We start from the raw sequence: 21,569 nt of genomic DNA on the forward strand, positions 1-21,569 counted from the left end.
AGAAAAGGGCGACACCGCTGCCAGGATGGGCGCGGTTGAATAAGGCTTGCGATGATAACAAGCCCATCTCCAATCTCCCATGATTATTGATGCATAGCAGCATTTTATTTACATGCGCATGGCCACGGCACCTTGGTCGGCTATGTCACTATCGATGGTGACTTGCTGCCGGGAAAACCGACGCAAGCGCGGCGGCGCGGCACCAGTATTTTTGCAATGACGGCAAGCTGGTCGAAGAAACCATTTATTACATTTAGGACATTCTAATGTGGGCCTCGCGCGCTGCTGGCATGCCAATTCTGCGCAAAAAACATCATCCACCTGTTACAAAGTGTGAAAATCCATGCTGGAGATTGCTACCAGTAATCTTTCCCTGTATCTTGCAATCAGGAAATAAAATACAGGAAACCTCCACCCTGTTCCCTCGTATTTCACTCCTGACGATATCCGCGGGCCGCCTTTCCCCCTGCTGCCGCACACGCCGCATCGATCTGTACTGAATAATTCGAATTACCCGCCCATCTGGCGTTTGCCGCTATCCCATCCGGCAAGCGGTCGCGTGGTTGCGCCCTTACCAAGGAAAATTGCATGCTGTCGAATATAACAATAAAAATGCGCCTGATCGCCACCATGAGTGTGCTGGGCTTGCTGATCGCCGTGCTGGGCGCCATGAGCATGATCGGGCTGAAAGCGGCCAACAACAGCTTCAATGAGGTGTACAGCAATCAACTGGCGTCGACCCAGGCGATCGGCGAATCGCAGATTTTCCTGGGCCGCGCCCGCTTCACCATGGACCGCGTGATGCTGCATCCCGATGCAGCTGAAACCAAGGCTACCTTGGAGCGTGCCGAGCAATTCGTGGAGAGCTCGAACAAGGGATGGAAGCGTTACTTGGACTTGCCGCAAAGCACAGAAGAAGAGCGCTTGTCCGACGACATGGATAAGAAGCGCAGCGATTACATCAACAATGGCTTGCTGGCCCTGGACAAGGCTTTGCGTGAAGGAAGACTCGAACAGGCGGATGCCCTGGTGATGACGGGCTTGTCGCCGCTGTCGCGCGCACTGGAAGCGTCGGCGGAAACTCTGCTCAAGTACCAGGCCAGCTCGGCCGCCACGATGTACGCAGAGAGCCAGTCCAGCTATCGCACGCAAGTGACCTTGGTGATCATCGGCATGGTGGTGGGCGGCTTGCTGATCATTATTTCCAGCATGCTCTTGCTGCGCGCCATCTTCGGTCCGCTGGACCAGGCACTGCGCCACTTTGGCGCCATTTCTGACGGCAACCTGGCCAACGATATCGTCGTCTCGCGCCACGATGAGATGGGCGCCTTGCTGACGGGCTTGCAACAGATGCAGGAGCGGCTGTCGAACACCGTGCGCGGCGTGCGCGACGGCAGCGGCGCCATCGCCACGGCCAGCAATGAAATCGCCTCGGGCAACCTGGACTTGTCGAGCCGCACGGAACAGCAGGCGTCGAGCCTGGAAGAAACGGCGTCTTCGCTGGAAGAGCTGACTTCGACCGTCAAGCAAAATTCCGACAATGCGCGCCAGGCGAACCAGCTGGCCGTGTCCGCATCCAGCGTGGCCGTCAAGGGCGGCGCGCTGGTGGCGCAAGTGGTCGATACCATGGCTTCCATCAGCGCATCGTCGAAAAAGATTGCCGACATCATCGGCGTGATCGACGGCATCGCCTTCCAGACCAACATCCTGGCCTTGAATGCGGCTGTGGAAGCGGCGCGTGCCGGCGAGCAGGGCCGTGGCTTTGCCGTCGTCGCCACGGAAGTGCGCAACCTGGCGCACCGCTCGGCCAGCGCGGCCAAGGACATCAAGGTGCTGATCGAAGCGTCGGTGCAGAATGTGGGCGCCGGTAGCGAACTGGTCAGCCAGACGGGCACGACCATGAACGAGATCGTTTCGAGCATCGGCCGCGTCACCGACATCATGGCTGAAATCAGCGCCGCTGGCCGCGAGCAGGAACTGGGCATCGGCCAGATCAATCAGGCCGTGGCGGAAATGGATACCGTGACGCAACAAAATGCGGCGCTGGTGGAAGAAGCGGCGGCCGCCTCGGAAGCCATGCAGGAGCAGGCGGCGGCGCTGGCCGAAATGGTCAGCATCTTCAAGCTTGACGCCAACCATAGCGGCCCGGCAGCGGCCAAGCCTGCCTTGCGCAAGCCTGTCGTGGCCGCTGCCAGCACAGCCATGAAACGCCCGCCGTTGCGCCTGGCGACGGCCCGTACTGCCGCCGCACCTGTGGCGGCCGCCAAGCCACGGCCAGCCAAACCCGCCGCAGACAACAGCGGCGAATGGGAAGAGTTTTAAGTTATTCAGGCCCCAGGGCCACCCTGCTGCCCTGTTCCTGCAATAGCGCCGCTTCGGCCAAGGCCTGGGCGTGCGCTTCTTCCGCTGCCTGTTCGGCTTTCTCAAAAGCATCGTGGCGCGCCTGCAATGCCGCGCGGGCGCGCACGAAGACGATCTTGATGGCCGCCATCACGGGCACGGACAGGAAGATGCCCACCACGCCACCGAGCTGGTCGCCTGCCAGCAAGCCGACGATCACCATCAGCGGGCTCACTTCCACGCCTTCGCTCATCAAATACGGGTTGACCACGTAATCCTGGAACAAACGGTAGGCGGCGATAAAGCCGATCAGCCAGAACACGTGGTCAAAGCCGCTGAAACCGGCCACCACTACGGCGATGACGGCGGCCGCCAGCGGGCCGGCAAACGGGATGAATTCCAGCAAGGCGGCGGCACCGGCCAGCAGCAAGCCGTAGGGCACGCCCATCAGGGAAAAAGCGATGCTATAGGAAACAAAGGTGGCGATCGACAACAGCAGCAGGGCGCGCACATAGCGCGACAGCAGCACGTCGAGGTCGTCGATGATGGCGCCCCATAATTTCCTGTTGGGACGGTTCAACAAGGACAGCAAGCCGTCGCGCATGTCCGGCCCTTCCTTGATCAGCAAAAAGCTCAGCACGGGCACCAGCACCAGATAGATCAGGTTGCTGGCCGCATGCATTACCGTCAATCCCAGTTCCTTCGCCAGCGGCATGGCTTGCCCGGTGCCGCTGCTCAGCTGTTCCTGCATGAACGCTAAAATACGCGCACGCAGCGGTTCCATGAATTCTGGCAGGGGGAGGCGCTCGGCAAAATTATTGCCTTTCAGCAAGGTTGGCAACTGCGCGCTGAGCTTGGTGGCCTCCGCCTCGATACGGGCGCCGAAAATCGACCCTAATATTGCTACCAGCAGCACCACGACGAAGAAAACGATGGCGATGGCGGCCGTGCGCGGCAGGCGCTTCGGGCCGTGGCGTTCCAGCAATTGAATCAGCGGATACACGAGGTAGCTGAAGAAAATCGCAAACACCACTACGATCAGGGTCGACGAGACTTGATACGTGAGGAACAGCAGGAGCAGGATCAAAAACGCCGTCCACACCATCTTGGCGACGCGCAGGTTAAAACCGAACATAAAATTCCTTAGGCAGAGAATGCTACTCAAGCGTGGCTGTGCTTGATGAGGGCGGTGGGCAGGGCAGGAACCGGGCAGCGCCGCACGATTGGAAATCATACCGCAAAGTGCCAAAATGCCATGCTCTTGTACGGGGCGGCAATGCTTTCAGACGTCGGGGGTGACGGCTGGATGCTGCGTGGCGGAATCGTGAAACTTGCTATGCTGCATTTAATACATAACGGTTCTTGCCGCTCTTCTTGGCCACGTACAGCGATTCATCGGCGCGCCGGTAGCTGTGCGACAAATCGACTTCCTTGAGCAATTCCGCCAGGCCGATGCTGATGGACACCTTGCGTTCCGGCACGAAAGCCGCCTCGACGCTATCGACCAGCTGTGCGGCGAAGGCACACGCGGCCTGCTTTTCTCCCTGGTAGATGACGGCGAACTCTTCGCCCCCCAGGCGGCCGCACAGGTGATCGCCCGACAGCCCGGCGATCACGTCGGCGATCTTTTTCAATACTTCATCGCCGGCGTCATGCCCATATGCATCATTGATCTTCTTGAAATCGTCGATGTCGATCATCAGGAAAAACGCGGGCAGCTGGGCCGTGTGCTGCAGGGCGCGTGCGCTTTGCGTGAACATGCGGCGGTTGTTGAGCCCGGTCAAGCCATCCGTGTAAGCCATCGTCGCCAGGTCGCGCTGGGCGCGATAGTTGTTGATACGCAAGACGAGAAAATAGATATTCAGCGCCAGGCCGATGATCACGCTGATGGTGACGGCCAGCACGGGCCAGTACTCGTCGGCCCGCTGCGCGTGCACGGGAAAATGCCCCAGCCCTAGTATGGCCCACACGCCCAGCGATACGCCCAGGTAATACGCGATGCCGCTGAAGATGGGCGCCGTCGTCAAGGTGATCATCACGCCCAGCGGCAGCACCCAGAAAGCGGGATCTTCCGTGCCCAGCATCAAGACGCGAAAGCCGAAACCGATGAACAATACGCTGATGGTGCCGCTGACGATGATCGCTTGCAGCGACTTCGCATACGCCGCCATCACCAGCCCGATCAGCATGCCTGTCGCGGCCAGCGCGGCATTCGCATAATCGAGCGAGGCGCGCGGCTGCGTCAGTGAAAACGTGATCGTCCAGCTGGCCAGGCCAAAGGTCAGGATGGCTATCGAAATGAAATGCAGTTCCTTGAAAAAGCGCTGCTGCTGCTCCGGTTCTCCTGAAAAGAACAGGTAATACAAGGCAGGAGACAGGTTGCGCGAATTGAACATTGCATTCGTCCAGGCAGACAGAGCCTTGCGGCTAGGGCGCCTCCCGGCAACGGCAGGCGGCATGGCATGCGCGCAAGTTAGTTGCGCTCAGGAACTAGTGTACTGGTTTCTTGGGGGAGTGGTATGGAGACTTTTAGTTATCGATGGCAAGTTGGAGCAAGTGCGGAAAACGTTTGGCGAGGTGTTGTGGCCCAAGGTGGCCTGATATCGCTAAAGTAAAATAAGATTCGTATTATTTCATTTTTAAGTTCAAGTTAAAATAAAGCCTCACTCAATTTTAACTTCCCCAAACCTATGGAACGCGGACTCACAGGCGCTTAGCCCCGGTCTAGAAAATCCTTGGCATCTCGTCCCGAACCACAACCAGCATCCAGCACGCATCCGCCAGTACTAACTACAGACAAAAAACGGTCATGTAATATGGACATATCGACGCTGACGGTATTGTTAAAAAAGCTAAGCGCGTTTTGATTGTAGTAAGTAAGGGTTGATGTCATTGTTTTGGTCAGTATGATCAAAAAAAAGGCGACACATAGTGTCGCCTGATGTTTATAAATACTATTTAAACATCAATATTCCCCGCCCGCAACGCATTATTCTCAATGAACGCGCGGCGTGGTTCCACGTCGTCGCCCATCAAGGTAGTGAAGATTTGATCTGCCGCAATGGCGTCTTCGATCTGTACTTTCAGCAAACGGCGCACGGTCGGGTCCATCGTGGTTTCCCACAGTTGTTCCGGGTTCATTTCGCCCAGACCCTTGTAGCGCTGTTTCGAGACGGTGCGTTCGGCTTCGTCGCGCAGCCATTGCATGGCTTGGTGGAAGTCGGCGACGGCAATTTCCTTGACGCGTTCGCCTTCGCCGCGGCGCACGAATGCGCCTTCGCCCATCAGGCCTTCGAAGGTGGCGGCGCCGGTGCTCAGCACGGCGTAGTCGGGGCCTTGCACGAAGTCGGCGTCGATGGCGCTGACTTTCACGTTACCGTGGTGCATGCGCTCGATGCGCAGTATGTGTCGTTCCGACAGCTCGTCGGAGCGCACGTGCACGCTGACGGCCGGGTCGTTGATGGCCGTTTGCAGGGCCTTGGCCGAGGTTTCCGCCAGTTCCAGCGTCGACAGGTCCAGCTGCACGCCCGTCATGATGGCGGTCAGGGCGGCACGGTCGATGACGCGCGTCAAACGCATCATGATGCTGTTCGACAGGTTGAACTTGCGCACCAGTTCGGCCAGGGTTTCGCCGGAAATGCCTTCTGCGCCTTCGCGCGGCACCAGCACGGCCGTGTTCAGCGCCACCGTCATCATGTAGCTGGCTTCTTCGGCGTCATCTTTCAGATAGCGCTCGTCGCGGCCGGCTTTCACTTTGTACAGCGGCGGTTGCGCGATGTAAATGTGGCCGCGCTCGACCAGTTGCGGCATCTGGCGGTAGAACAGCGTCAGCAGCAGGGTACGGATGTGGGCGCCGTCGACGTCTGCATCAGTCATGATGATGATGCGGTGGTAGCGCAGTTTTTCGACGTTGAATTCGTCCGGTCCGATCGAGGTGCCGAGCGTGGCGATCAGGGTGGTGATCTGCTCGGACGAGAGCATTTTCTCGAAACGGGCTTTTTCCACGTTCAGCACTTTACCGCGCAGCGGCAAGATCGCCTGGAACTTGCGGTCGCGGCCCTGTTTTGCCGAGCCACCTGCCGAGTCACCCTCGACGATGTACAGTTCGCACAGGGCGGGATCTTTTTCCTGGCAATCGGCCAGCTTGGCCGACAGGCCCAGGCCGTCCATGATGCCTTTGCGGCGCGTCAGGTCGCGCGCCTTGCGGGCCGCTTCGCGCGCGCGCGCCGCTTCGACGATCTTGCCGCAAATGATCTTGGCGTCGTTCGGTTTTTCCTGCAGGTAATCGGACAGGGTCTTGGCGACGATCTCTTCGACCGGGCCGCGCACTTCGGAGGACACCAGTTTGTCTTTCGTCTGCGACGAGAATTTCGGTTCCGGCACTTTCACCGACAGTACGCAAGTGAGGCCTTCGCGCATGTCGTCGCCGCTGATTTCCACTTTCGCCTTCTTGGCGAAATCGTGTTCATCGATGTATTTGTTGATCACGCGCGTCATCGCCGCGCGCAGGCCCGTCAGGTGGGTGCCGCCGTCGCGCTGCGGGATGTTATTCGTAAAGCACAGCACCTGTTCGTTGTAGGCATCATTCCACTGCATCGACACATCGACCGAGATGTTCGTGCCCTGGTCCGACAGGCGCTCGCCCGTGGCCTGGAAGATGGTCGGGTGCAACACCGATTTGGCCTTGTTGATGTATTCGACGAAGCCGCGCGTGCCGCCTTCGAAGGCGAAGATTTCTTCCTTGCCCGTGCGCTGGTCGGACAATTTGATCTTGACGCCATTGTTCAGGAAGGACAGTTCGCGGATGCGCTTGGCCAGGATTTCGTAGTGGAATTCCACATGCGTGAAGATTTCTTCGTCGGCCCAGAAATGCACGTCGGTGCCGCGCTTGTCGGTGTCGCCGATGACTTTGATCGGCGAGGTGGCGATGTCGCCGACCATGACGATCTGGCGGTCTTGCGGCACGCCGCGCACGAATTCCATGTGATGCACTTTGCCATCGCGGCGGATGGTCAGTTTCAGCAATTTCGACAGGCCATTGACGCAGGACACACCCACGCCATGCAAACCGCCCGATACTTTGTACGAGTTCTGGTCGAACTTGCCGCCCGCGTGCAATTCGGTCATGACGATTTCCGCCGCCGAACGCTTCGGATCGTGCTTGTCGTCCATTTTCAGGCCGGTCGGCACGCCGCGGCCATTGTCGGTGATCGAGATCGAATTGTCGCTGTGGATGGTGACGTGGATGTCCGTGCAGTGGCCGGCCAGCGATTCATCGATCGAGTTGTCCAGCACTTCGAATACCAGGTGGTGCAAGCCAGTGCCGTCCGAGGTGTCGCCAATGTACATGCCCGGGCGTTTGCGTACGGCTTCCAGGCCTTCCAGGATCTGGATGGAGGAGGCGCCGTATTCTTCCGTGCTGGCCTGGATCGGGGTGTCTTGTGGATTCTCGGACATGGACTGCTTTCTCAAATAACGATTACTGATTGCTGGGGTCGGACCCTGTGGGTCCGGCCCCAGTTCTTGCATTGGGTCTCGGCTGAAGCTTAAATCCGCATCGGCATGACGACATACTTGAAGTCGGCATTGTCAGGGATGGAGACGAGTGCGGACGAATTCGAGTCGCCCAGCGCGATGTTGACATATTCGCACTTCAGATTGTTCAGCACGTCCAGCAGGTACGTCACGTTGAAGCCGATGTCGACGGAATCGCCGCCGTAGTCGATTTCCAGCTCTTCGACCGCTTCTTCCTGGTCCGCATTGGTCGAGCTGATCTTCATGCTGCCCGGGGTGATGATGCAGCGCACGCCCTTGAACTTGTCGCTCGTCATGATGGCAGCGCGTTGCAGCGAGCGCAGCAATTCATCGCGGCCGATCGTGAAGTCGTTTTTATAGCCTTTTGGAATCACCCGCGTGTAGTCGGGGAACTTGCCTTCCACCAGTTTCGAGATCAGCTCGATGTCGGCAAAGGTCAGTTTCACCTGGTTGGCGGCGATGTCCAGTTGCACCGGCTCATCGTTCTCTTCCAGCAGACGCTGCAGTTCGATGATGGTCTTGCGCGGGATGATGACTTCCTGGCGCGCAAAAGTTTGCTCGGTGGCAACCTGGCAAAACGCCAGGCGGTGGCCATCGGTGGCCACGGCGATGACATTATTGCCATCCAATACCAGCAGCAAGCCGTTCAGGTAATAGCGGATGTCTTGCTGCGCCATCGAGAAATGCACCATGTTGAACAGGTGTTTCAGCGTTTTCTGGGGCAGGGTGACGGAAGCGTTGTAGCTTTCCGCCTGTTGCACGGTAGGAAACTCTTCCGCCGCCAGGGTTTGCAGCGCGAAGCGCGACTTGCCCGTTTGCACGGTCAGGCGCTTGTTGAGCAAGGTCATCGTGACGTCGCCCGATTCGGGCAGCGCGCGCAAAATATCGAGCAGCTTGCGTGCGGCCACGGTGGTGCCGGTGACGTCCGCGCCGGAGCCGATTTGCGCGTGCGTGGTGATCTGCACTTCGGTGTCGGTCGACAGGAAGGAGACATTTTCACCGTCTTTGCGGATGAGGATATTGGCCAGAATCGGCATAGTGTGCCGACGCTCGACAATACCGCTCACGATCTGCAGTGGCCGGAGAAGGGTATCTCGGGTGGTTTTGACCAATTGCATATTTATCCTCAATGTATGGGTATGAAGTTTAACGTAATATTTTAACAATCATTGCAAGGGGCGCCCGGCAGGCCATGCGGTGCTCTCCCAGATAATAAGGGTAAAGCACGTTTTGAGCCAGCCTTGCCCAGCAGGCGTGCTTATCCTTTTAATGTTTGTTCCAGTACATGCAACTCATGGTTGCATTCCGGATTCTTGGTGCGGTCCAGGGCGATCTTGCGCACGGCATGCAGCACCGTGGTGTGGTCGCGGCCGCCGAACAGCTCGCCGATTTCCGGCAGACTCTTCTGTGTCAATTCCTTGGCCAGGTACATGGCGATCTGGCGCGGCCGGGCGATATTCGCGGGGCGGCGCTTCGAATACATGTCGGCGACCTTGATATTGAAGAAGTCGGCCACCGTTTTCTGGATGTTTTCCACGGAAATCTGGCGATTTTGTACCGACAGCAAGTCTTTCAGGGCTTCCTTGACGATATCGATCGTGATGTCTTTGCCATGGAAACGCGAATACGCGAGAATCTTGCGCAGCGCGCCTTCCAGCTCGCGCACGTTCGAGCGCAAATGCTTGGCGACAAAGAAGGCCACATCGTCGGAGAAGGTCACGCCTTCCTGCTTGGCTTTTTTCAGCAAAATGGCCACGCGCATTTCCAGTTCCGGCGGTTCGATGGCCACCGTCAGGCCCGAGTCGAAGCGCGAGATCAGGCGGTCGTCCATGCCCGTGATTTCCTTCGGATAGGTATCCGAGGTGATGATGATCTGTTTCTTCGCTGCAATTAATGCCTCGAACGCATAGAAAAACTCTTCTTGCGTGCGGCTCTTGCCGCCAAAGAACTGAATATCATCGATCAACAGCATGTCGAGCGAGTGATAGTAATGCTTGAAATCGTCGAAACCCTTGCGCTGGTAAGCGGTCACTACGTCGCGAACGTACTGTTCTGCGTGGATGTAGCGGATCTTCGCGCCCGGATTGTCGGCCATCACCTGGTTGCCGATGGCATGGATCAAGTGGGTCTTACCCAGGCCGACGCCGCCGTAGAAGAACAGCGGGTTATACGACACGCCCGGATTGTTGGCTACCTGGATGGCGGCGGCGCGTGCCAGCTGGTTGGCCTTACCCGTGACGAAGCTGTCGAAGGTCAGGTCGGTGTTGATGCGGCTTTGCTCGCGGCGCGGCGCGGCGCCGATGCTCAATTCCGGCACGCTCGGTGGCGCTTCCGCGGCGCTGCGCGCACTGGGCGCGCCGCCATTCGGATCGCTGGCCGGGGTGCTGGCGGTAACGGGCTTCTTCGGCAGGGCCAGGCGCGGGTCGAGCACGAACTGCACGTCCGTCGGCGCTTCAAAGTATTGTATTGCCAGGGCGGTAATGCGGCTGGCGAACTGGGTCTTGACCCAATCGAGCTTGAAGCGATTGGGCGCAGCAATGCGCAGCTTGCCCTCTGCGTAATCGAGAGGGATAAGCGGTTTTATCCACGCACTGAATTGTTGCGGTGTCAGCTCCAGTTCCAACTGCGCGGAACAGGCCTGCCAGAAATTATCCATGAATGTCTATGTGAAAAGGTGTGGGAGGGCGTATCGATTCTGCCCTGCGTTCGCCGTGTTGCAAGGCCGGCGCCGCGCGAGGGCTCGCCACACGTAACGCGCTATTCTACTCCCGACTGACAAAGTTATCCACAGGCACGGCCGTTATTTTTATGTCCGGGGGCGGTGGCGGCGTGTGCATAAGCGGTGACTTATCCCCCGGTTATCCCGTCTCAGGCAGTGCTGGCGCGGCCTGTGGCGGGGCCTTGCCTCCAGACGTGGGCTGGCGCGTAAATTTTCAGGAGATCACGGCAATCCTTGACAAGAGGGGGGGATATGCTGAATAATTCAGGGTTCCCCGCCCGTATTCCGTGTTTATTCATTTGGAACGACAATATGGACTAAGCGTGGATTAAGCGGGCGATGAGATTGGCCAGCTTGTGCCTTGGCATAAGTGCGCGATTGTCATTGGCACCAAAAACTGACGGGACGTCAGACCCGATTTTGCATTTTTTTTGTTTTTAGCGAGACCAACATGAAACGTACTTACCAACCTTCCGTCGTTCGCCGCAAGCGTACGCATGGCTTCCGCGCTCGTATGGCTACCCGTGGTGGCCGTGATGTGCTCAACGCACGTCGCGCAAAGGGCCGCAAACGTCTGGCCGTCTAGGCTTGTCGTTGACAGCTGATCGCGTGGCTAGCTGTACTCCAGTCGGCAATGATCGCGAAGGTTCACACGACTTCGCGCGCGTTCGGCGTATCGTTAAAACGGATGAATTTTCATCCGTTTTTCGTTTGCGCCCGTCGCAAAAAACAGCGCATTTTGTGCTGTATACCCGACACAATCAATTGCCGCATGCGCGGCTGGGCGTCGTTGTGGCCAAGCGTTTCGCGCCACGCGCGGCGACCCGCAACACGATCAAACGCGTGACGCGCGAGCTGTTTCGCAACAGTGCGCTGCCGCCGGTCGACTGCGTGGTGCGCCTGTCGCGGGCCGTCAACAGCAAGGATGGACCGGCTACCACGACCCGGCTGAAAGCCGAACTGCGTGAAGAATTGAGCCGCCTGTTCGCGGCGCAAATCGCCGCCCAGGCCCGTTCTGTTGCTGCGCCACCACCATCTGCGCCATGAAAACCCTGCTGCTGCTACTGCTGCGTGCTTATCAGTTATTGATCAGCCCCATGCTGGGACAGAATTGCCGTTTCTATCCGAGCTGTTCGCATTACGCAATGGAAGCACTGCGCGTGCACGGTGCCGCCAAGGGCAGCCTGCTGGCTGCCAAGCGCGTGTGCCGTTGCCACCCCTGGAATGAAGGGGGCGTCGATCCGGTGCCGCCGGCCGATGCTAAACAATCTTCAACGACCGCTTGCGGTTGCAACCACTCCTGACAAATACCCTAATGGATATCAATAAACGTACCATCCTGTGGATCGTGTTTTCCGTCTCGCTGGTAATTCTCTGGAACGAATGGATGATCTCGAACGGCAAGCCGTCGATGTTCTCCGCGAACACGGAACAAACCGCCAAGGCGCCTGTGACCCCGGCCAAGACGGCTGCTTTGGCAGCTAGCGGCGCCGCTGCCGGCGCGACTGCCGTGCCGGGTGAAGCTGTCGATTCCGCCGCGTTCAAGCGCGAAGTGATTACCATCACCACTGACGTCATCAAGGTCGATATCGACACCCTGGGCGGCCAAGTCAAGCGTCTGGAATTGCTGAAATTCAAGGGCGCCGGCAATCCGGGCTGGTTTGGCGGCTGCTTTGGCCTGTTCAAATGGTGCCAGCCCGATGACGGCAAGCAAAACGAAGTGCTGTTCGACGAAGGCGCGAACCATACCTACCTGGCGCAATCGGGCCTGGTCGGCGGTCCTTTCCCGACACACGCGAGCGGTTTCAGCGTGCAGCCTGGCGTGCGCACCCTGGGTGACGGCAAGCAAGTGCAACTGGTGATGGAAGCGGTCGAAGGCGGCGTCAAGCTGACCAAGACATTTACCTTCAAGCGCGGCGACTACGTCATTGACGTGCGTCATGACGTCTCCAACGTGGGCGCAGCGCCTGTCACGCCTCAGCTGTATCTGCAACTGACGCATGATGGCAACAAGCCGGTGGGCGATTCGTTCTTTAACAGCAGCTTCACCGGTCCGACCCTGTACACGCCACAGGACAAGTACCAGAAGCTGACGTTCGAGAAAATCGAAAAAGCGGCCGTGGAAGATGAGAAGAAGGGCAATGACAACGCTATGAAGGCGCTGCATCCGGCGACGGCGACTAGCGGCTGGTTTGCTATTTCGCAACACTTCTTTGTTTCCGCTTTCGTTCCGCCTGAAAACGTCAAGCGCGACATCTTCACGAAGAAGGTCGGCACCAATCTGTACGCCATCGGCAACGTGCTGCCCCTGCCTACCCTGGCGCCTGGCGCCTCGGCCAGCATGGATAGCAAGCTGTACTCGGGTCCGCAAATCGCGCACCTGCTGGAAAAGGTCTCGCCTGGCCTGGAACTGGTCAAGGACTATGGCTGGCTGACCATCATCGCCAAGCCGATGTTCTGGGTCATGGAACAGATCCACAGCGTGCTGGGCAACTGGGGCTGGACCATCATCGCCTTCACGATCCTGATCAAGCTGCTGTTCTTCCCGCTGTCGGCTGCCGGTTACCGCAGCATGGCGAAGATGAAACTGGTCACGCCGAAGATGCAGGCCATCCGCGAGCGCTTCAAAGGCGACCCGCAAAAGATGAACCAGGCAACGATGGAGCTGTACAAGACGGAAAAAATCAATCCCTTGGGCGGCTGCCTGCCGATCCTGATCCAGATGCCCGTCTTTATCGCCCTGTACTGGGTGCTGAACGCGTCCGTGGAAATTCGCGGCGCGCCATGGATCGGCTGGATCACGGACTTGGCCCAGCATGACCCATGGTGCATCCTGCCGGTGCTGTACGCGATTTCGATGTTCATCACGACCAAGCTGAACCCGGCGCCTGCCGATCCGATGCAAGCGAAGATGATGCTGTTCATGCCTTTGGCATTCTCGGTGATGTTCTTCTTCTTCCCGTCGGGCCTGGTGCTCTACTGGGTCGTCAACAACGTCCTGTCGATCGGCCAGCAATGGGTGATCACCAAGAAATACGCGCCAGCCGTCAAGTAAGTCCGGCCAGCGACCAGAAAGCCCGCCTCGCGCGGGCTTTTTTTATGCGGCGCAGTGCCGCGCCTTGCGAATAATCTACAATATCCCCATGAAACTTGACTCTTCCCCTATCGCCGCCATCGCCACCGCTCCCGGACGCGGCGGCATCGGCGTGGTACGCGCCTCCGGCAAAAACCTCACTCCCCTAATGACGGCCCTGTTTGGCGCGCAGGCGCTCAAACCGCGCCACGCCACCTATGTACCGTTTACGGAAGCCGATGGCGCCATCATCGACCAGGGCATCGCCATTCATTTCAAGGGTCCCTATTCGTACACGGGCGAAGACGTGCTGGAATTGCAGGGCCACGGCGGCCCCGTGGTGCTGCAGCTGCTGCTGGCGCGCGTGCTCGAAGCGGGCCGGGACAGCGGCTTGCGCCTGGCCGAGCCCGGCGAATTCACGCGCCGCGCGTTTTTGAATGACAAGCTTGATCTGGCGCAAGCCGAAGCCGTGGCCGACCTGATCGACGCCTCGACGGAAGCGGCGGCCAAGTCCGCCTCGCAATCGCTGTCGGGCGCTTTCTCGAAAACCATCCACACATTGGTCGAGCAGGTGACGGGGCTGCGCATGCTGGTTGAAGCGACGCTGGACTTCCCGGAAGAAGAAATCGATTTCCTGGAAAAATCGAATGCGCGCGGTCAATTGAAGGCCGTCATCGAAGCCTTGAATAAAGTGTTCAGCCAAGCGGCGCAAGGCGCGCTGCTGCGCGAAGGTCTCAATGTCGTGCTGGCGGGCCAGCCCAACGTGGGCAAATCGTCCTTGCTGAACGCGCTGGCGGGCGCCGACGTGGCCATCGTCACGCCGATCGCCGGCACCACGCGCGACAAGGTCAGCGAAACCATCCAGATCGAAGGCATTCCACTCAACATCATCGACACGGCCGGCATCCGCAGCGCGGGCGATACCATCGACGCCGTCGAGCGCATCGGCATCGAGCGCACCTGGGGCGAAATCGGCAAGGCCGACGTCATCTTGCATTTGCTCGACGCCGACCACGGCCCCACCCTGGCCGATGAAACCATCGTCGCCGCCTTTCCCGAAGGCGTGCCGGTGGTGCGCGTGTGGAACAAGATTGATCTCTCTGGCCACAAGCCCAGCGTCGACAGCCTGCCCGACGCCACCCACGTCTACCTGTCGGCGCACGAGAACATCGGCATCGACCTGCTGCGCGCCGAATTGCTGCGCATCGCCGGCTGGCAGCAGACGGGCGAATCGCTGTACCTGGCGCGCGAACGCCATTTGATCGCGCTCAAGTCGGCCGGCAAGCACTTGAGTATCGCCGCCGAGCACGCCGCGCAGGACGACCAGTCGCTGGACCTGTTCGCCGAAGAACTGCGCCTGGCGCAGGTGCAGCTATCGAGCATTACAGGGGAATTTTCGCCCGACGACTTGTTGGGCGTGATTTTCAGCCGTTTCTGTATCGGCAAGTAAATGATGGCTGGAAGCCGTTGATAAAAACTGTGCTTTCGGTGACACGTTTCAGGAAATGTACCTCCTTGCCAGGCAAGCGTGGCCGCCCTTGAGAATTATCATGAACGCCAGATTGCACTGACGTAATCTTGCTGAGCGGCCTTGAAGTGCCGCCAGGAAAGGAAGCGCCATGCACAGCGAACAGCCGGACGTCGTGGAAAGCAGGGGGGATGGGGGGCTGGCTGGGTCATTGCCCACCATGCCGGAATGGATTGCGGTCTTGCCGCCGAAAGGTGCGTGTTGGTATTGCGACAAGCCCCTCGATGCCGTGCGCCGCTTTTGCTGCAAGAACTGTGGCGTGGCGTATGCGGAAGAAGTGCAGTACAAGGCGTAAATGCGGAAATCAGCGGCGCCGCAGCAGCGCTGCCAGGGCGCCGTCGAAGTCGAACTCGTGCGCGGCGGCCGCCACTTCCTGGTAGACGTTCACGCCCAGGCTGGCGGCGAGCAGGCTGGCCGAGTTTTCCAGGATGTCGATGGCCGCGCCGTCGCCTTCGCGCAAATGGCTGGCCAGGCGCGCCAGCAGTAACTGGATGGCGGGCGCGGCCGGGTCGGGCGCCACATCTTGTGCGGCGATATGGGGGGCTTCCGGCGTGCCCAGCATGCTGCTGATGGCACCGAGCAATTGATCCTGTGCCAGTTCCAGCTGCAGCATTTGCTGCGCCAGGTCGGGCGCCTGCGCCCGCAGCGCCGCTTCCAGCGTGGCCGACAGGCTGTGCACGTGGTGCGCACCGATCATGCCGGCGGCGCCTTTCAGGGTATGCGCCTTCAGGCGTGCTGAGCTGTAATTGCCCGCAGCGAACTCGGCGAGGATCTGGCATGGCGTGGTGCCGTGGTCGTGCAGGAAGCGGCGCAGGATTTTCAGGTACAGCAGACGGTCGCCCATGATGCGGCCCAGTCCGTTCTCGACATCGAGTATCCGGACCATGTCGGCTGCCGCGAGGGCAGCATCATCATCGCAAGTGGCGTGTGGTTTCATCATGCCTGGTGTGCCGAAGCCCCAAAACGTGTCTATGGCAGTAAAGCAGGAAGTGCTATTTTACATCCAGTCGTCTTCGGTGCGGCGTCCGTTTGCCACGGCTAGCGCTGCCTAGCGCGTGGTGAATGACCAATTGCGCGTGATGTCCGCGCCGTTCACGTTGCCGATGAAACTCACGTCATAGGTCGTATTCGCGGCCAATGGCGCGAATGGAATGATGGCGGCGGCCGATTTCGGCGTATGCGCATCGCTTCCATACTTCAGCAGGAGGACAGTCAGGTCCGTGCCGGCGCCGCGCTGGCGCACGCTGAACGCCGTCACGCTGATGGCCGAGCCGTAGTTGGCATGCACGCTGATCGGGTAGCCGACCACGTCCTGGTTCGGCACGGGATCGGGCGATTCGTTGTTGCTGGAAAAACTGGTGGCGACATTCAACTGTCCGCTGAACGGGTAGGTGACGAGTTGTCCCGCCGTCAAGCCGGGGCCGTAGCTGCTGTTGCCGGCCAGGTCGGTGGTGAAATACGCGTAGCCGCCGGTATTGACGGCCGCACCCGCGCCACCCTCCTTGAACAGCGGCTCGAAAATGACAAAGCGGTGATAGATGGCCGTGACCAGTTCTTCGGCCAGGTAGAAGCCGGAAGTGTTCGCCGCGCCAGCGATGACTTCGCCCTGCAGCGAGGTGACGACATAGCCCGCCTTGGCCAGGCGGTCGCCCAGTTTGACGCCGGTAAAGCCGGGCTTGCCTTGTACTTGCTCGTGCGCCACCGTATTGTTGCTGTTCTGATAGTTGGAATGGCCAAGCGCCGCGTTGTCGATCAGGCCATTGCGCGCCAGCGGCGCCAGGCCGGCCTGGCTGCGCCGGTAATTGAACCAGTTGAAGCCATCCGTGGCGATATTGTTGCTGAGGGCGGGAGCACCCGGCTCCTGGCTCAGCTGTCCGGCAGGCGTCGCGGTGGTTTGTGCGGCATTGCTGCTGCTATTGCTGCTGCCACCGCCGCAGGCGCTCAGCAATGCGGCGATCAGGAAGGCGGAGATGCAGTGTTTCCAACGCGGTGACGAGGCAATCAAGCTGACTCCTGTATATATTAAGTGGGGTGCGCTGTGCCGCCCTGTCATTGATTCTAAGGCATTTTTATAGGCCGTAGAGCATCCATGAAAAGATATGTCGCGTGCTTGTGCGCGGACGATGGTGCCGCCGCACAGGGTAGAATGAGCATCGTGCAGCGTTTGCCGCTGCGCTGTTTTTTCCCGATTTCTTTGATTGCCGATAATTTGAACACATTGCCCAAGTCGCGCCTGCAGCGCGCCAAGTACGCCTTGCCCAGCATGGTGACGTTGCTGTCGATCGCTTGCGGTTTTGCCAGCATCGTCATTTCCGTCGATAACGCCGCAGTCGGCGATGCCGATGCGTACCGCCTGGCCGCCGCGCTGCTGGTACTGGCCGGTGTGTTTGACGCGCTCGACGGCTATGTGGCGCGGCTGACGGGCACCAGTTCGCAATTCGGCGTGCAGCTCGATTCCATCGCCGACGTGATGAATTTCGGCTGCGCCCCGGCAGTATTATTGTATTGCTATGGTTTTGTGCAGATGGGCGTGCATGATCCACTGCTGCTGCGCTTTGGCGGCATGGCCAGCTTCTTCTTTGTTGCCTGCGGCGCCATGCGCCTGGCGCGCTTCAATGTGAATGTGGGGCGTACCGACCCCCTGTATTTCGTCGGCATGCCGATCACGGCCGGCGCCGCCTGCGTGGCCGCCGTGGTGGTGGCCTGGCCGGCACCCATCGATTCGATGCTGCACAGCTATCTGCTGATGCTGCTGCTGGTCGGCGTGGGCAGCCTGATGGTCTCGACCTTGCGTTTCCCCAGCTCTAAGCAAAAGAAAAGCTGGGCCGCGCTGCTGCTGCTAATCGCCGCCATCGCCCTGCTGGTGTGGCTGAAAACCAGCTTCTTCGCACTGTTCTTCGCCCTCTACATCGGCGCCACGCTGGCCCTGAACCTGGCGTGGTACCTGGGCTGGCGCGGCATTGCGCTGCCGCAAGTATTTACCGACCCGGATGAAATAGACTGATAGCCTGATGATCAGGCAACCTCGTGCCCGCGCGCGGCGCGCAGGATGGCAAACCAGTCGCTGCGGCTGAGCGTGAATTGCGTGCCTTCCACTGCCACGCCTACGGCTTCGATACGCCCCGTGCCCGTCAGCGGCAGGGGCCGGCAAGGCAGTTGCATGATCCAGGCAAACACCACGCTGGCAAACGGGCGCTGCAGCTGGTCGGCGATCTGCTTGATGACATTGCGCAAATTCTCCACATTCGCATCGCCACCCTGGAACAGCCGGCCGCCGGCCAGCGGCGACCAGATCATCGGCGCCACTTTCATGTCCTGCAAGCCATCGAAGGTCGCGTCGAACAGCGGCGCCACATGCAGCGGCGAAAATTCGACCTGGTTCGTCACCAGTGGAAAGCGCCGGTGCAGGCATTCGAACTGGTGGCCGCTGAAATTGGAGACGCCAAAGTGCAGCACCTTGCCCGCCTGTTGTAGCTGGGTAAAGGCACCGGCGATTTCGTCGAAATCCATCAGCGGATCGGGACGGTGGATCAGCAGCAAGTCCAGGCGGTCCGTCTGCAACTGGCGCAAGGTGTGTTCCACGGAACTGGTGATGTGCGCCGTGCTCGTATCGTAATGCTGGATGGCATGACCGGGACGGTGCGGCGAGAGCAGCTTGATGCCGCACTTGCTGACCAGCTCCATCTTGTCGCGCAAGCCCGGCTGCAGGGCCAGCGCTTCGCCAAACAGGCCTTCCGCGCTGTAATCGCCATAGATATCGGCGTGATCAAAACTCGTCACACCCAGCGCCAGGCATTGCTCGATGAAGGTCAATCGTTGCTGCGCCGACATATTCCATTCGCCGATGCGCCACATGCCGGCGACGATGCGCGACAGTTCGGGACCGTTGACACTCAAACGGCTGCGCGGCGCTTGCAGGCTGGCGGGAAATACGTGGCTCATGGGCTGGCTTTCAGGTGATTGCATTCAATAATGATGACGATTATAGCCAGTGACAGCCCGTCGCGTCTGCCGCGTATGGCGATGCTGGAAAACAAAAAAAATGCCCGCAGATCGCGGGCATTCTTCATCGTGCACAGGCGCTTGCTGCGCTTACTTCATCCACAGGCGCATCGAATCCCAGGCGCGGCCGAAGATGGTAGCCTGGTTGATGGTTTCCAGGGCCACGACGGGCAGTTCCAGCAAGGTCTTGCCATCGACAACCATTTTCAGTTTGCCGACAGGGGCGTTCTCGGCCAGCGGGGCGACCAGCGGGTCCTTGCGCTCCAGCACAGGTTTCATCTTGGCAGCCATGCCTTTGGGTACGGTGACCAGCACGTCGCGCGCAAAACCGATTTTCACGGTGCCTTTCGAGCCTTTCCACACTTCCGGCGTGGCAACAGCCTGGCCTTTCGAGTACAGCTTGACCGTATCGAAATTCTGGAAGCCCCAGTTCAGCAACTTCTGGCTTTCCTGCGTACGTGCCTGGTCGGAGGTGGTGCCCAGCACCACGGAGATCAAACGGCGCTCGCCGGAGCCGCCCGGACGGCGTGCCGAGGCGATCATGCAATAGCCGGCCGCTTCCGTGTGGCCCGTCTTCATGCCGTCCACGGTTGGGTCCAGCCACAGCAGGCGGTTGCGGTTAGGCTGGGTAATCTTGTTGTAGGTGAAACTTTTGATGGAATCGATTTTGTAGAATTCCGGGTAGTCGGCGATCACGCGCTGGGCCAGGACGGACAGGTCTTGCGCCGTGGAATAGTTATCCGGGCTAGGCAAGCCATGCGGATTGCCAAAACGCGTGTTTTTCAAGCCCATGCGCTGCGCTTCGCGGTTCATCAGCACGACGAAGGTGCCTTCATCGCCGGCAACGGCTTCGGCCAGCGCCACGGCGGCGTCGTTACCCGATTGAATCATCAGGCCGTGCAGCAAGTCGTCGATCGATACGGGGGTGGCCGGGTCGATGAACATCTTCGAGCTGCTGGCGTCGACTTTCCATGCGCGCACGGAAACATTCACTTTTTGGTCCAGCGCCAGTTTCTTTTCGCGGATGGCGGCAAACGTCACGTAGGCCGTCATGATCTTGGTCAACGACGCCGGCTCGATGCGGGCATCCGGATCTTGCGAAGCAATGATCTGGCCACTGGTGGCGTCAAGCAGCAGCCATGACTTGGCGGCGATGGTCGGTGCGGGAACGCTCTGGGCGAAGGCGGCGGATAGGAAAAATACACTGGAGGCCAGTGCCGCTAAAAGTTTTTTCATGGAGGCTGGTCTGCGAAAAAGATGAAGGCTGAGGGCCATGTTGTTGATGCTCACATGGCCGCGTGGAAAAAACGGATCAATTATAGCCGTGCAGGCGCTAGTAAGCCCACACTTCAATGATCATCTGCGGGTATTGCGGGTTTGTCACCATGCCATAGCGCGATCACGAGCTGCTTGATGTGATTGAGCTTGCGGTGGAAAAAATGGTCGGCGCCCGGGATCACGATCACGGGAATGTCTTGTGGACGGGCCCAGTCGAAGACGGCGGAGAGGGGAATGGTGTCGTCCAGTTCGCCGTGGATCAAGATGGTGTCGGCCGGAATGTCGGCCATGGCCCACTTGCCGGCCGCGCTGCCGATCAGCGCCAGGCGCTCGACCGGTGTGCCGGCGGCGGCCAGGCGTTCCTGCAGTTTCGATTGCACGAAGGTGCCGAACGAGAAGCCGGACAAGGCCACGGGCAAGCCCGGATACAGGCCGCGCATGTGTTCATACAGCAATTGCATGTCATCCGTCTCGCCCACGCCATGGTCGTGCACGCCTTCCGAGGCGCCCACGCCGCGAAAGTTGATGCGCGCCACCACATAACCGAGGGCGACAAAGGCACGCGCCAGGGTTTGTGTCACTTTATTGTCCATCGTGCCGCCGTACAGCGGGTGCGGATGGGCAACCAGCGCGATGCCGCGCGGGGTGTCTGCCGGGAAATCGAGCAAGCCTTCCATGCTGCCTGCATGGCCGGCGAGGGTAAATTTTTCCGAATTTCTGTTCATGATGCTCATACTGGCGGGTATCTCTTAAATTGGCATTAAATTTTCAGGCGTTCGACGATTTTGCCGCCCACCAGGTGCGTATCGATGATTTCGTCGATATCGCTGGCGTCGACATAGGTGTACCAGGTCGCTTCCGGGTAGATCACCAGCACCGGGCCCTCTTCGCAGCGGTCCATGCAACCGGCCTGGTTGATGCGGATCTTGCCCGCGCCATTCATGCCGAGTTCCTTGATGCGGCGCTTGCAATGCTTTTGCGCCGCTTCCGCGCCATGGTCGCCGCAGCTGTTGCGGCCGTCTTCACGTTTATTCATGCAGAAAAAAACGTGGCGTTCAAAATACGATGTGTCGCTCATGCGGCTCTCCTGCTAT

At 59.4% G+C, this 21,569-nt stretch carries 19 protein-coding genes; 8 read left to right on the top strand and 11 right to left on the bottom strand.

From position 1 onward, the window contains the following. Positions 1-588: 588 nt before the first annotated feature. Positions 589-2,322: a methyl-accepting chemotaxis protein gene (locus ACQ4W6_RS18480; RefSeq protein WP_436568625.1), complete on the top strand. Its 1,734-nt coding sequence runs from the start codon at positions 589-591 to the stop codon at positions 2,320-2,322. 1 nt (position 2,323) lies between these two features. Here the strand turns inward: ACQ4W6_RS18480 and ACQ4W6_RS18485 are convergent, their stop codons facing one another. The 5 genes from ACQ4W6_RS18485 to dnaA form a co-directional block, all read right to left on the bottom strand. Beyond that, entirely contained in the window at positions 2,324-3,475 is a 1,152-nt protein-coding gene (locus ACQ4W6_RS18485) for an AI-2E family transporter (protein ID WP_436568626.1), read from the bottom strand. Between the two features lie 199 nt (positions 3,476-3,674). Further along, positions 3,675-4,736: a GGDEF domain-containing protein gene (locus ACQ4W6_RS18490; protein ID WP_436568627.1), complete on the bottom strand. Its 1,062-nt coding sequence runs from the start codon at positions 4,734-4,736 to the stop codon at positions 3,675-3,677. A gap of 562 nt (positions 4,737-5,298) precedes the next feature. Next, positions 5,299-7,797, bottom strand: coding sequence for a DNA topoisomerase (ATP-hydrolyzing) subunit B (gene gyrB, locus ACQ4W6_RS18495; protein ID WP_436568628.1), 2,499 nt, complete (start codon positions 7,795-7,797; stop codon positions 5,299-5,301). Positions 7,798-7,886: 89 nt separating this feature from the next. Beyond that, positions 7,887-8,993, bottom strand: a complete 1,107-nt coding sequence (gene dnaN, locus ACQ4W6_RS18500) for a DNA polymerase III subunit beta (protein WP_436568629.1) — start codon at positions 8,991-8,993, stop codon at positions 7,887-7,889. Between the two features lie 140 nt (positions 8,994-9,133). Continuing rightward, positions 9,134-10,531: a chromosomal replication initiator protein DnaA gene (gene dnaA / locus ACQ4W6_RS18505; RefSeq protein WP_436568630.1), complete on the bottom strand. Its 1,398-nt coding sequence runs from the start codon at positions 10,529-10,531 to the stop codon at positions 9,134-9,136. Between the two features lie 514 nt (positions 10,532-11,045). Between dnaA and rpmH the strand changes: the two genes are divergently transcribed. The 6 genes from rpmH (at position 11,046) to ACQ4W6_RS18535 (ending at position 15,490) form a co-directional block, all read left to right on the top strand. Then, complete coding sequence (gene rpmH / locus ACQ4W6_RS18510) at positions 11,046-11,180, top strand: 50S ribosomal protein L34 (RefSeq protein ID WP_010401996.1); 135 nt, start codon at positions 11,046-11,048, stop codon at positions 11,178-11,180. 23 nt (positions 11,181-11,203) lie between these two features. Beyond that, complete coding sequence (gene rnpA, locus ACQ4W6_RS18515; RefSeq protein ID WP_436568631.1) at positions 11,204-11,641, top strand: ribonuclease P protein component; 438 nt, start codon at positions 11,204-11,206, stop codon at positions 11,639-11,641. After that, positions 11,638-11,898 carry a membrane protein insertion efficiency factor YidD gene (gene yidD, locus ACQ4W6_RS18520; protein ID WP_436568632.1) on the top strand — a complete coding sequence of 87 codons (261 nt, stop codon included), beginning with the start codon at positions 11,638-11,640 and terminating at the stop codon, positions 11,896-11,898. The genes rnpA and yidD overlap by 4 nt, the downstream gene beginning before the upstream one ends. Positions 11,899-11,909: 11 nt before the next feature. After that, positions 11,910-13,649: a membrane protein insertase YidC gene (yidC, locus tag ACQ4W6_RS18525; protein WP_436568633.1), complete on the top strand. Its 1,740-nt coding sequence runs from the start codon at positions 11,910-11,912 to the stop codon at positions 13,647-13,649. A gap of 88 nt (positions 13,650-13,737) precedes the next feature. Further along, on the top strand, positions 13,738-15,117 hold the full coding sequence (gene mnmE, locus ACQ4W6_RS18530) for a tRNA uridine-5-carboxymethylaminomethyl(34) synthesis GTPase MnmE (RefSeq protein WP_436568634.1): 1,380 nt from the start codon (positions 13,738-13,740) through the stop codon (positions 15,115-15,117). 169 nt (positions 15,118-15,286) lie between these two features. Beyond that, positions 15,287-15,490, top strand: a complete 204-nt coding sequence (locus tag ACQ4W6_RS18535) for a hypothetical protein (RefSeq protein ID WP_436568635.1) — start codon at positions 15,287-15,289, stop codon at positions 15,488-15,490. Between the two features lie 9 nt (positions 15,491-15,499). Here the strand turns inward: ACQ4W6_RS18535 and ACQ4W6_RS18540 are convergent, their stop codons facing one another. Next, complete coding sequence (locus ACQ4W6_RS18540; protein WP_436568636.1) at positions 15,500-16,135, bottom strand: Hpt domain-containing protein; 636 nt, start codon at positions 16,133-16,135, stop codon at positions 15,500-15,502. A gap of 108 nt (positions 16,136-16,243) precedes the next feature. Beyond that, positions 16,244-17,200 (bottom strand): CAP domain-containing protein, encoded by a 957-nt coding sequence (locus ACQ4W6_RS18545; RefSeq protein WP_436568637.1) that lies wholly within the window; start codon positions 17,198-17,200, stop codon positions 16,244-16,246. Positions 17,201-17,428: 228 nt separating this feature from the next. Between ACQ4W6_RS18545 and pssA the strand changes: the two genes are divergently transcribed. Beyond that, a complete protein-coding gene (gene pssA, locus ACQ4W6_RS18550; protein ID WP_436568656.1) occupies positions 17,429-18,199 on the top strand; it encodes a CDP-diacylglycerol--serine O-phosphatidyltransferase in 771 nt (256 codons plus the stop codon). An 11-nt stretch (positions 18,200-18,210) separates the two neighbouring features. Here pssA and ACQ4W6_RS18555 read toward each other — a convergent pair whose 3' ends face one another. The 4 genes from ACQ4W6_RS18555 to ACQ4W6_RS18570 form a co-directional block, all read right to left on the bottom strand. Next, positions 18,211-19,137 (bottom strand): aldo/keto reductase, encoded by a 927-nt coding sequence (locus ACQ4W6_RS18555; protein WP_436568638.1) that lies wholly within the window; start codon positions 19,135-19,137, stop codon positions 18,211-18,213. Between the two features lie 150 nt (positions 19,138-19,287). Further along, positions 19,288-20,433: a D-alanyl-D-alanine carboxypeptidase family protein gene (locus tag ACQ4W6_RS18560; RefSeq protein WP_436568639.1), complete on the bottom strand. Its 1,146-nt coding sequence runs from the start codon at positions 20,431-20,433 to the stop codon at positions 19,288-19,290. Between the two features lie 113 nt (positions 20,434-20,546). Further along, positions 20,547-21,200, bottom strand: coding sequence for an alpha/beta hydrolase (locus tag ACQ4W6_RS18565; protein WP_436568640.1), 654 nt, complete (start codon positions 21,198-21,200; stop codon positions 20,547-20,549). A 35-nt stretch (positions 21,201-21,235) separates the two neighbouring features. Next, positions 21,236-21,553 carry a (2Fe-2S) ferredoxin domain-containing protein gene (locus tag ACQ4W6_RS18570; protein WP_436568641.1) on the bottom strand — a complete coding sequence of 106 codons (318 nt, stop codon included), beginning with the start codon at positions 21,551-21,553 and terminating at the stop codon, positions 21,236-21,238. Between the last annotated feature and the right edge of the window lie 16 nt (positions 21,554-21,569).

This window comes from Janthinobacterium woesei, from assembly GCF_051380875.1.
GTDB lineage: Bacteria > Pseudomonadota > Gammaproteobacteria > Burkholderiales > Burkholderiaceae_D > Janthinobacterium.